Origin of the sequence: Streptomyces sp. NPDC057099 (assembly GCF_042671245.1) — a bacterium.
Taxonomy (GTDB): domain Bacteria; phylum Actinomycetota; class Actinomycetes; order Streptomycetales; family Streptomycetaceae; genus Streptomyces; species Streptomyces purpurascens.
Map to the genome: position 1 here is coordinate 98503 of NZ_JBHUTX010000024.1, position 11251 is coordinate 109753.

Genomic DNA, 11251 nt, shown 5'->3' on the forward strand with positions numbered 1-11251 from the left:
CGGGTCGTAGGGTCGTGGGTATGGCACGGAATGTAGTGATCAGTGGTGGAGGAACGGGGATCGGGCTCGCGGCGGCCCGGGTGTTCGCCGCGGGCGGCGATCGGGTGTTGCTGCTCGGGCGGCGGGCCGACGTGCTGGAGAAGGCCGGGGTGCCCGGGGCGTCGACGTATGCGGCGGATCTCGCCGAGCCGGGGGACGTGCGGGGCGTCGCCGGGTTCGTGGCGCGGGAGTTCGGGGCCGTGGACGTGCTCGTGCACAGCGCCGGAGGCAACGGACTGCTGGAACCGGAGGCCGGGAGCGACGATCCGCTGGAAGCCCTCGCGCACAGCTGGAGCGTGAACTTCCGGCTCAACCTCCTGACGTCCGTACTGCTCACCGAGGCGCTGAAGCCGCGACTCGCCGAGCCCGGCGGGCGGGTGCTCTTCCTCGGATCCATCGCCGCCTACCGGGGATCGGGGAGCGGGGCCTACGGGGCGGCCAAGGCGGGGCTGCATCCTTACGCCCATGACCTGGCCCGGGAGCTGGGACCGCGCGGCATCACCGTGAACGTGGTCGCGCCCGGCTACATCGAGGACACCGAGTTCTTCGGGAGCGCGATGGCCGAGGAGCGGCGGGAGCGGCTCATCGCGGAGACCTCGAACGGGCGGGCCGGGACACCCGGGGACGTCGCCGAGACGCTGCACTGGCTCGCCTCCTCGGGGGCCGGGCACGTCACGTCCCAGATCATCCAGGTCAACGGTGGCGCCGAGCGCGGCCACTGAGATCAACCAGGAAGGGGGCTGCCCGCGGTACGGGCAGCCCCCTCCACTTCGCCGGCTCTCGTGTCAGCGCTCCGGCCTCGCCGAGCCGTGGTAGCGGCGCTGCTGGGGCGGGACGCCGTCCTGCGAGGGGCGGTGGCCGTTCCCGTTCCCGTTCCAGGACGGCGGCAGGAGCGCGTCCGCCGTGTTGACCCGGGGGAGGGCGTACGGGTGCTCCTCGGCCAGCCAGCGGACCATCTCCTCGCGGACCGTGACCCGCACCGTCCAGATGTCGTCGGCGTCCTTGGCCGTCACCAGGGCCCGCACCTGCAGGGTGCTCGGGGTGGTGTCCGTGACGCACAGGTTGTAGGCGCGGCCGTCCCAGGCCGGGCACTCGCGCAGGATGTCGCGGAGCTTCTCGCGCATCGCGTCCACGGGGGCCGTGTGGTCGACGTGCCAGAAGACGATGCCGGTCATCTGCGGGGTGCCGCGCGACCAGTTCTCGAACGGCTTGGACGTGAAGTACGAGACCGGCATGGTGATCCGGCGCTCGTCCCAGGTGTGGACGGTCAGGAACGTCAGCGTGATCTCCTCGACCGTGCCCCACTCGCCGTCCACCACCACGGTGTCCCCGATGCGCACCATGTCGCCGAAGGCGATCTGGAACCCCGCGAACATGTTGCTCAGCGTGGACTGGGCGGCGACACCGGCGACGATGCCGAGGATTCCGGCCGAGGCCAGCAGTGAGGCGCCCGCCGCCCGGAACGCCGGGAACGTCAGCAGCATGCTCGCCGTGGCCACCACGCCGACGACCGCGGACACCACCCGCATGATCAGCGTCACCTGGGTGCGCACGCGGCGGACTCTGGCCGGGTCGCGGTGGGCCCGGGCGCTGGCGTACCGGCTGTAGGACGTCTCGACGATCGCCCCCGCGATACGGATCACCAGCCAGGCGGCCGACCCGATGAGCAGCAGTGTCAGCGCCTGGCCGAGGCCCTCGCGGTGGTCCTCCAGCAGGTCCGCCTCGTCGTACGACCCTCTCAGGAGGGCCGCGAAGAGCACGAGCTGGTAGGGGATACGGCCGCGGCGGAGCAGACCCCAGAGCTGGGTCTCGTGGTGCCGTTCGTCGGCCTTGCGCAGCAGGAAGTCGGTGGCCCAGCCGATCACGAGCGTGAGCAAGACCGAGCCACCGACCACGATCAGCGGTCGTAGCAGGTTCTCCATCCCCCGAACCTAACCGGCCACCGGCAGGCATGAACATGTGACTTCCGTCCGGTCCTGGGTACTGCCGCGATCTCGCGGTGTCACACCCGGCTGGCACCATGGGCTTCATGAACATCATGCTCTTTCACTCGACCCAGGGGCTGCGGCCCGCGGTGCTCCAGGCCGCTGACCGGCTGCGCACGGCCGGTCACGAGGTGTGGACGCCCGACCTCTTCGAGGGGCGCACGTTCGAGGCGGTCGAGGAGGGCATGGAGCACCAGGAGAAGATCGGCAAGGACGAGCTGCTGAAGCGGGCCGTGCTGGCCGCCGCGCCCTACTCCGAGCGCGGGCTGGTGTACGCGGGATTCTCCCTCGGCGCCTCGATCGCCCAGACCCTCGCCCTGGGCGACGACAAGGCGCGCGGGCTGCTGCTCCTGCACGGTACGTCGGACATCGCGCCGGACGCCACGGCGGACGACCTGCCGGTCCAGCTACACGTGGCGGAGCCGGATCCCTTCGAGACGGACGACTGGCTCAGCGCCTGGTACCTCCAGATGGGCCGCACCGGCGCGGACGTCGAGGTCTACCGCTACGCCGGGGCCGGCCACCTCTACACCGACCCCGACCTCCCGGACTACGACGAGGAGGCCGCCGAGTCCACCTGGCGGGTGGCGCTCGGCTTCCTCGACAGCCTGTAGGCGGCGATATCCCGGGGGTTACACCGGGTCGTAGACCCGCTCGAGTTTCTGTGTGCCGGTGCGGGTGCGGTAGGAGCGGGTCCACTTGGTGGTGGCGTCGCGGTTCGCGCGGTCGGAGAGGACGTAGTAGTCCATCTGGGCGCGCTCGGGCGTGATGTCCAGGACGCCGTAGCCGTGGCGGTCGGTGTCGACCCAGTGGACGTGGCGGTTGGCGGCGCGGATCACGGGTGAGGCGACCGCGGAGACCGTGCCCTCCGGGACCTTGACGATGTCGTCGAGGTTGTCCGAGGTGACCGAGGTGACGACGAACTCCGTGGCGGCGGACGGGGACAGCGGGTACGTGCCGGCGTCCACCGGTACGTCGTTGGCCCAGGCCATGTGGATGTCGCCGGTGAGGAAGACCGTGTTGCGGATCGCGTTGGCGCGCAGGTGGGCCAGGATCTCGCGGCGGTCGTCGGTGTAGCCGTCCCACTGGTCGGTGTTGAGGGCCAGGCCCTCCTGCGGCAGGCCCAGCAGCTTGGCGAGGGGCTTCAGCAGATCGGCGGAGAGCGAGCCGATGGCGAACGGCGAGATCATCACCGAGTTGCCGATCAGCCGCCAGGTCGTGTCGGACGCCTTCAGTCCCGCCTTGAGCCAGTCGAGCTGGGCGCGGCCGGTGAGCGTGCGGTCCGGGTCGTCGACCTCGCCGTTGCCCACCTTGACCTGCTGCGAGCGGAACGACCGCAGGTCCAGCAGCGAGAGGTCGACCAGCTTGCCGAAACGCAGCCTGCGGTAGGTGGTGCCCGCGACCGCCGGACGCACCGGCATCCACTCGAAGTAGGCCTGCTTGGCGGCGGCCTGGCGTGCGGACCAGGCGCCCTCCGTGCCCTCGGTGTGGTTCTCGGCACCGCCCGGCCAGGCGTCGTTGGCGAACTCGTGGTCGTCCCAGATCGCCACGACCGGGGCCGTGGTGTGCAGGGCCTGGAGGTCCGGGTCGGTCTTGTACCGCGCGTGCCGTATGCGGTAGTCGGCGAGCGTGACGATCTCGTGGGCCGGGGCGTGCGGGCGGACGACCGTGCCCCGCGTGCCGTACTCGCCGGTGCCGTACTCGTAGATGTAGTCGCCGAGGTGCAGCCAGGCGTCCAGGTCGCCGCGGGCCGCGAGATGGCGGTACGAGGAGAAGTAGCCGGCTTCCCAGTTGGCGCAGGAGACCACGCCGAAGCGGAGGTTCGTGACGGCCGCGTCGAGGGCCGGGGCGGTGCGGGTGCGCGCGGCGGGGGAGTCGGTGCCGCCGGAGGAGAAGCGGAACCAGTAGTCGGTGGCGGGCCTGAGGCCCCGGATGTCTGCCTTCACCGTGTGGTCGGAGGCGGCCGTCGCGGTGGTCGAGCCCTTGGCGACGATCGTGGTGAACGCCCGGTCCTCGGCGACGACCCAGCTCACCTCGGTGTCCGGGCCCAGCCCGGAGCCCGGTATGGCCTCCGGGACGGGGGTCACGCGGGTCCACAGCAGGACGCCGTCCGGCAGCGGGTCACCGGAGGCGACGCCGTGCAGGAAGGCGGGAGCCTGGCCGGCGGCGCGCGCGGGCAGGGAGGCGGCGAGCGGCCCGGCCAGGACAGCGGTCGCCGCCGCGGCCTTGACGACCGTACGGCGGCGGGGGTTGAGGGAGTTGAGGCCCTCGGATGTCTTCGATGATCTGTATCGACTGGTCACGGACAATCAGGTTACTGATCAGTATGCACCAGAGCGGGCGAACTCCGGAAAGTTCGCCCGCTCTTCACGCGGTGGCCCGTACCGGACCAGCCGTCACTTCTTGAGGGCCTCGCCGACCACCCTGTTGAAGTCGGCCACGGTCATCAGCGGCGTGCCCTGGCTGTCGGCGGTGAGCTGCTTGCCGTCCATGGCGAAGCCCGGCGTGCCCTTCACGCCTTCCTTGTTGTCGTCGAAGGTCTTCGACATGGCCATCGCCCAGGCGTCGTAGGTGCCCTTCTCGACCGCGTCCTGGAACTTCTTGTTGTTCTTCAGCTCGGGGACGGTGTTCGCGACCTTGATGAGGTAGCTGTCGTCCTTGAACTCGTCGGTCGTCTCCTCGGGGTGGTACTTCGCCGAGTACAGCGCGGCCTTGTAGTCGAGGAACGCGTCGTCGCTCACGTTCAGCGCGGCGCCCAGTGCGCTCAGCGCGTTCTTGGAGCCCTCGCCGTTGTCCTTGTTGTCGATGAACGTGGCGCCGATGAACTGCATCTTGTACTTGCCGTCGTCGATGTCCTTCTTCACGGTCGGACCGACGGTCTGCTCGAACTGGGCGCACACGGGGCAGCGCGGGTCCTCGTAGACCTTCAGGGTCTTCTTGGCCGAGTCCTTGCCGATGACGACCGTGGTGCCCTTGGCGCCCGTGGTGTTGGCCGGCGTGACGACCTTGGCGTCCTTCTGGCCCTCCCAGTAGCTGGGCTTGTTGGCCTGGACGACCGCGTAGCCGATGCCGCCGGCTATCGCCAGGACGCCGACGATGGAGCAGGCGACGACGATCTGCCGCTTGACCTTCGCGCGCTTGGCGTCGCGCTCGCGCTCGGCGCGCAGCCGCTCGCGGGCCGCCGTCTTCGCCGCCTGGGTGTTCCGCTTGCTCATGGTGGTGTTCTCCGTAAGGGGACGCGCACACGTGGGTGTGCGGAATGCGTAGGGGGGACTGCCTGTGCTCGAAAACCTCGAAGGCTCGAAAGCTCTGAAAGTGCGGGAGCGCCTCAGACGAAGGCGGGCGAGCACGGCGGTCCACGCCGTCCCAGGGAGTACGTGAGGATCCGGTCGCGGGCGGTGGGCGTGCGGTCGGCGGCCCGCGACGGCAGGCACCGCCCGGCCGGAGCCCGCTCCACCGCGACCGCGGCGACGGCCAGCAGCAGCGGCCGGAAGGTCGTGGCCGCCACGGCCCGCAGCAGCTGGGCCAGGGCCCGCTCGCCGCGGCGCAGCCAGACGGCGGCGACCAGGCCGACGCCGATGTGCGCGCCGAGCAGCAGCCAGGCGGTGGCCGGGTCGGCGTGCGCGACCGCGGCCGCGAGCCGGTCGGTGCCGGTGGCCCCGGCCATCCGGGCCAGCGGGGTGCCGACCTCGCCGCCCCCGCACAGCACGTCCAGGCCGACCGAACGCAGGGGACCCGCGACCGGGCCGCCCGCCTTGCCGTAGCAGGCGTGCTGACCTGTGGTGAACACCGTGTCGGCGGCCAGTTCCAGCGGGATCAGCAGGGCCGCGATCCGCCCGGAGGAGCGCTCGCGGCCCGCCAGGGTGTACGCGATCACGAACACGACGGCGGCGACCGCGGCCACCGTGCCCATCGGCAGCGGGACCTGGGACAGCAGCACGTGCGACGCGGTGCTGAGCGTCACGACCACGGCCGTGAACAGCGCCGCGCGTACGGCTCTGAGCTGGATCCCGGATATGTCCATAGCGAAGGGAGAGTCTGTCATGGGGGCCTGTAAGGGACCCCTAAAGGATGCCTGTGAGGGTGCGGATGGCAAAAGCCCCGGCTACAGGCCCGGGATCCGGCCGTTGCGGAACAGGTCCACGAAGGTCTGGTGGTCGGCACGCGCGCGTGCGCCGTAGCCGTGCGCGAAGTCGACCAGCAGCGGTGGGAAGCCGTCCTCGTCGGCCGCGATCGCCGCGTCGATGGCCCGCTCCGTGGAGAACGGAACCAGGGACTCCCCGGACTGGTCGTCCGCCGCCGAGTGCATCGTGGCCGTCGCCCGGCCGAGGTCGGCCACCACCTGGGCGATCTCCTCCGGGTCGTCGATGTCGCCCCAGTCGAGATCCACCGCGTACGGCGAGACCTCGGCGACCAGCTGGCCCGAGCCGTCCAGCTCCGTCCAGCCCAGCCACGGGTCGGCGTGGGCCTGGAGGGCGCGCTGGGAGATGACCGTGCGGTGCCCCTCGTGCTGGAAGTAGTCGCGGATCGACTGGTCCGTGATGTGCCGGGAGACGGCCGGGGTCTGGGCCTGCTTGATGTAGATCACGACATCGTTCTCCAGGGCGTCGCTGTGGCCCTCCAGGAGGATGTTGTACGACGGCAGCCCCGCCGAGCCGATGCCGATGCCGCGCCGGCCGACGACGTCCTTCACGCGGTAGGAGTCCGGGCGGGCCAGCGAGCTGTCCGGCAGCGTCTCCAGGTAGCCGTCGAAGGCGGCGAGGACCTTGTAGCGGGTGGCCGCGTCCAGCTCGACGGAGCCGCCGCCCGGCGCGAAGCGGCGCTCGAAGTCGCGGATCTCCGTCATCGACTCCAGCAGGCCGAACCGGGTCAGCGAGCGGGCGTCACGCAGCGCGTCCAGCAGCGGGCCCTGCGCGGTGTCCAGCGTGAACGGCGGCACCTCGTCGCTCTTCGCACCCGTGGCCAGGGCGTGGATCCGCTCGCGGTAGGCGACCGCGTAGATCGTCACCAGCTCGGAGATCTGCTCGTCGCTGAGCGCCTTCGCGTACCCGATCAGCGCGATGGACGCGGCGAAGCGCTTCAGGTCCCAGGTGAAGGGGCCGACGTAGGCCTCGTCGAAGTCGTTGACGTTGAAGATCAGCCGGCCGTTGGCGTCCATGTACGTGCCGAAGTTCTCCGCGTGCAGGTCGCCGTGGATCCACACGCGCGAGGTGCGCTCGTCCAGGTACGGCCCGCCCCGCTTCTCCGCCTCGAGGTCCTTGTAGAAGAGGCACGCCGTGCCCCGGTAGAAGGCGAAGGCGGAGGCCGCCATCTTCCGGAACTTCACACGGAACGCGGCCGGGTCGGCGGCCAGCAGCTGGCCGAAGGCGGTGTCGAAGACGGCGAGGATCTCCTCGCCGCGGTGCTCGTCGTCGAGCGGCGGGAACGACATCGCTGGGTGCCTCCTGGTGCAGATGTTCAGGGCGGCAGTTCCGCCCCTTGACTAACGTGCGGCGGGTCGCGGGAGTGCCCGCGACCCTCGCATGAAGGTACGCGGGTCAGCCCTCGGAGTGTCAGTGCCGAGGCATAGACTTCGACGCTGTCCCCCAGACTGTGCGCAGCCTGCCGGACCCCCGTTCGACCGATGCTCTCCCTGGAGGCCGAAGCCGTGTCAAAGCCGCCGTTCACGCACCTGCACGTCCACACCCAGTACTCGCTGCTGGACGGTGCCGCGCGGCTGAAGGACATGTTCAACGCGTGCAACGAGATGGGCATGTCGCACATCGCCATGTCCGACCACGGCAACCTCCACGGGGCGTACGACTTCTTCCACACGGCGCAGAACGCCGGGGTCACGCCGATCATCGGCATCGAGGCGTATGTCGCGCCCGAGTCCCGCCGCAACAAGCGCAAGATCCAGTGGGGCCAGCCGCACCAGAAGCGGGACGACGTCTCCGGTTCCGGTGGTTACACCCACAAGACGATGTGGGCGGTGAACAGCACCGGCCTGCACAACATCTTCCGGCTGTCCTCCGACGCGTACGCGGAGGGCTGGCTCCAGAAGTGGCCCCGGATGGACAAGGAGACCATCTCCCAGTGGTCCGAGGGCATCGTCGCCTCCACCGGCTGCCCCTCCGGCGAGGTCCAGACCCGGCTGCGCCTCGGCCACTTCGACGAGGCCCTCAAGGCCGCAGCCGACTACCAGGACATCTTCGGCAAGGAGCGCTACTTCCTGGAGCTGATGGACCACGGCATCGAGATCGAGCGCCGGGTCCGCGACGGCCTGCTGGAGATCTCCAAGAAGCTCGGCATCCCCCCGCTGGTCACCAACGACTCGCACTACACCTACTCGCACGAGGCGTCCGCCCACGACGCCCTGCTGTGCATCCAGACCGGCAAGAACCTCTCCGACCCCGACCGCTTCCGGTTCGACGGCACCGGCTACTACCTGAAGTCCACCGACGAGATGTACGCCATCGACTCCTCGGACGCCTGGCAGGAGGGCTGCGCCAACACCCGGCTGGTCGCCGAGATGGTCGACACCACGGGCATGTTCGAGAAGCGCGACCTCATGCCCAAGTTCGACATCCCCGATGGGTACACGGAGGTCAGCTGGTTCCGCGAGGAGACCCTGCGCGGCATGGAGCGCCGCTTCCCGGGCGGCATCCCGGAGGACCGCATCAAGCAGGTCGAGTACGAGATGGACACCATCATCTCGATGGGCTTCCCGGGCTACTTCCTCGTGGTCGCCGACTTCATCATGTGGGCCAAGAAGCAGGGCATCGCGGTCGGCCCCGGCCGAGGCTCCGCGGCCGGCTCGATCGTCGCCTACGCGCTCGGCATCACCGACCTCGACCCCATCCCGCACGGCCTGATCTTCGAGCGGTTCCTCAACCCCGAGCGCATCTCCATGCCCGACGTCGACATCGACTTCGACGAGCGCCGGCGCGTCGAGGTGATCCGGTACGTGACGGAGAAGTACGGCGCCGACAAGGTCGCCATGATCGGCACCTACGGCACCATCAAGGCCAAGAACGCGATCAAGGACTCCGCGCGCGTGCTGGGCTACCCGTACGCGATGGGCGACCGCCTCACCAAGGCCATGCCCGCCGACGTCCTCGGCAAGGGCATCAACCTCGACGGCATCACCAACCCCGAGCACCCCCGCTACTCGGAGGCGGGCGAGATCCGGGGGATGTACGAGAACGAGCCGGACGTGAAGAAGGTCATCGACACCGCCAAGGGCGTCGAGGGCCTGGTCCGCCAGATGGGTGTGCACGCCGCCGGCGTGATCATGTCCAGCGAGACGATCACCGACCACGTCCCCGTCTGGGTCAGGCACACGGACAAGGTCACCATCACCCAGTGGGACTACCCGAGCTGTGAGTCGCTCGGCCTGCTGAAGATGGACTTCCTCGGCCTGCGCAACCTGACGATCATGGACGACGCCGTCAAGATGGTGAAGTCCAACAAGGGGGTCGACATCGACCTCCTGAGCCTCCCGCTCGACGACCCCACGACCTTCGAACTGCTCCAGCGCGGCGACACCCTCGGCGTCTTCCAGTTCGACGGCGGCCCGATGCGCTCCCTGCTCCGGCTGATGAAGCCGGACAACTTCGAAGACATCTCCGCCGTGTCGGCCCTGTACCGCCCGGGCCCGATGGGCATGAACTCCCACACGAACTACGCCCTTCGAAAGAACGGCCAGCAGGAGATCACGCCCATCCACAAGGAGCTCGAAGAGCCCCTCAGGGAGGTCCTGGACGTCACCCACGGCCTGATCGTGTACCAGGAGCAGGTGCAGAAGGCCGCCCAGATCATCGCCGGCTACTCGCTCGGCGAGGCCGACATCCTCCGCCGCGTCATGGGCAAGAAGAAGCCCGAGGAACTGGCGAAGAACTTCGTCCTCTTCCAGGAGGGCGCCCGCAAGAAGGGCTTCAGCGACGAGGCCATCCAGGCCCTGTGGGACGTGCTGGTCCCCTTCGCCGGCTACGCGTTCAACAAGGCGCACTCCGCCGCGTACGGCCTGGTCTCGTACTGGACCGCGTACCTCAAGGCGAACCACCCCGCCGAGTACATGGCCGCCCTGCTCACCTCGGTGAAGGACGACAAGGACAAGTCGGCCGTCTACCTCAACGAGTGCCGCCGCATGGGCATCAAGGTGCTCCCGCCGGACGTCAACGAGTCGATGTCCAACTTCGCCGCCCAGGGCGACGACGTGATCCTCTTCGGCCTCTCCGCCGTCCGCAACGTCGGCACGAACGTCGTCGAGTCGATCATCAGGTGCCGCAAGGCCAAGGGGAAGTACGTCTCCTTCCCGGACTACCTGGACAAGGTGGAGGCGGTGGTCTGCAACAAGCGCACCACCGAATCGCTGATCAAGGCCGGCGCCTTCGACGCCATGAACCACACCCGCAAGGGCCTGACCGCGCACTACGAACCGATGATCGACAACGTGGTGGCGGTCAAGCGCAAGGAGGCCGAGGGCCAGTTCGACCTCTTCGGCGGCATGGGCGAGGCGGCCGAGACCAGCGAGCCGGGCTTCGGGCTCGACGTGGAGTTCTCCCCCGACGAGTGGGACAAGACCTATCTGCTCGCCCAGGAGCGGGAGATGCTCGGTCTGTACGTCTCCGACCACCCGCTGTTCGGCCTGGAGCACATCCTGTCCGACAAGGCCGACGCGGGTATCTCCCAGCTGACCGGAGGTGACTATTCCGACGGTTCCGTGGTGACCATCGGCGGCATCATCTCCGGCCTCCAGCGCAAGATGACCAAGCAGGGCAACGCCTGGGCCATCGCCACCGTCGAGGACCTCGCCGGCTCGATCGAGTGCATGTTCTTCCCCGCGACCTACCAGCTCGTCTCGACCCAACTGGTCGAGGACGCCGTGGTGTTCGTCAAGGGCCGCCTCGACAAGCGCGAGGACGTGCCGCGGCTCGTCGCGATGGAGCTGATGGTCCCGGACCTGTCGAACGCGGGTACCAACGCGCCCGTGATTCTCACCATCCCGGCCACCCGGGTCACCCCGCCGCTGGTCAGCCGTCTCGGCGAGGTGCTCAGCCACCACAAGGGCGACAGCGAGGTCCGGATCAAGCTCCAGGGACCGACCAAGACCACCGTGCTGCGTCTGGACCGGCACCGGGTGAAGCCGGACCCGGCGCTCTTCGGTGACCTGAAGGTGCTGCTCGGGCCGTCCTGCCTGGCCGGCTGAGGGCTCTCGATGCGCGTGAGGGGCGTACCCGGTACCG

The 11251-nt window shown here is 69.3% G+C and carries 8 protein-coding genes; 3 read left to right on the forward strand and 5 right to left on the reverse strand.

Features of this window, described 5'->3' with window-relative positions; translation table 11 throughout:
* Positions 1–20 precede the first annotated feature (20 nt).
* On the forward strand, positions 21–761 hold the full coding sequence (locus ACFT4A_RS26355; protein ID WP_382834235.1) for an SDR family NAD(P)-dependent oxidoreductase: 741 nt from the start codon (positions 21–23) through the stop codon (positions 759–761).
* 63 nt (positions 762–824) lie between these two features.
* Here the strand turns inward: ACFT4A_RS26355 and ACFT4A_RS26360 are convergent, their stop codons facing one another.
* Positions 825–1961 (reverse strand): mechanosensitive ion channel family protein, encoded by a 1137-nt coding sequence (locus tag ACFT4A_RS26360; protein WP_382834238.1) that lies wholly within the window; start codon positions 1959–1961, stop codon positions 825–827.
* A gap of 107 nt (positions 1962–2068) precedes the next feature.
* On the opposite strand from ACFT4A_RS26360, the gene ACFT4A_RS26365 reads away from it, so the two are divergent.
* Complete coding sequence (locus ACFT4A_RS26365) at positions 2069–2638, forward strand: dienelactone hydrolase family protein (protein WP_382834241.1); 570 nt, start codon at positions 2069–2071, stop codon at positions 2636–2638.
* Between the two features lie 18 nt (positions 2639–2656).
* On the opposite strand, the gene ACFT4A_RS26370 is transcribed toward ACFT4A_RS26365, so the two are convergent.
* The 4 genes from ACFT4A_RS26370 to ACFT4A_RS26385 all read right to left on the reverse strand — a co-directional run bounded on the left by ACFT4A_RS26370 (position 2657) and on the right by ACFT4A_RS26385 (position 7455).
* Positions 2657–4327, reverse strand: a complete 1671-nt coding sequence (locus ACFT4A_RS26370; RefSeq protein ID WP_382834244.1) for an alkaline phosphatase D family protein — start codon at positions 4325–4327, stop codon at positions 2657–2659.
* A 93-nt stretch (positions 4328–4420) separates the two neighbouring features.
* Entirely contained in the window at positions 4421–5239 is an 819-nt protein-coding gene (locus ACFT4A_RS26375; protein WP_382834257.1) for a thioredoxin domain-containing protein, read from the reverse strand.
* Positions 5240–5352: 113 nt separating this feature from the next.
* Positions 5353–6069 carry a hypothetical protein gene (locus ACFT4A_RS26380; protein ID WP_382834259.1) on the reverse strand — a complete coding sequence of 239 codons (717 nt, stop codon included), beginning with the start codon at positions 6067–6069 and terminating at the stop codon, positions 5353–5355.
* A gap of 60 nt (positions 6070–6129) precedes the next feature.
* A complete protein-coding gene (locus ACFT4A_RS26385) occupies positions 6130–7455 on the reverse strand; it encodes a DUF2252 domain-containing protein (protein WP_382834247.1) in 1326 nt (441 codons plus the stop codon).
* Between the two features lie 216 nt (positions 7456–7671).
* Here ACFT4A_RS26385 and dnaE point away from each other — a divergent pair, with 216 nt between their 5' ends.
* The gene (gene dnaE / locus ACFT4A_RS26390; protein WP_382834250.1) at positions 7672–11214 is read left to right on the forward strand and encodes a DNA polymerase III subunit alpha; all 3543 of its coding nucleotides are present in this window, start codon (positions 7672–7674) and stop codon (positions 11212–11214) included.
* Positions 11215–11251 lie beyond the last annotated feature (37 nt).

Coding starts and splice junctions, on each gene's coding strand:
- ACFT4A_RS26385 (WP_382834247.1), bottom strand. CDS start 7,455: ATGTCGTTCCCGCCGCTCGACGACGAGCACCGCGGCGAGGAGATCCTC.
- ACFT4A_RS26365 (WP_382834241.1), top strand. CDS start 2,069: ATGAACATCATGCTCTTTCACTCGACCCAGGGGCTGCGGCCCGCGGTG.
- ACFT4A_RS26375 (WP_382834257.1), bottom strand. CDS start 5,239: ATGAGCAAGCGGAACACCCAGGCGGCGAAGACGGCGGCCCGCGAGCGG.
- ACFT4A_RS26355 (WP_382834235.1), top strand. CDS start 21: ATGGCACGGAATGTAGTGATCAGTGGTGGAGGAACGGGGATCGGGCTC.
- ACFT4A_RS26360 (WP_382834238.1), bottom strand. CDS start 1,961: ATGGAGAACCTGCTACGACCGCTGATCGTGGTCGGTGGCTCGGTCTTG.
- ACFT4A_RS26380 (WP_382834259.1), bottom strand. CDS start 6,069: ATGACAGACTCTCCCTTCGCTATGGACATATCCGGGATCCAGCTCAGA.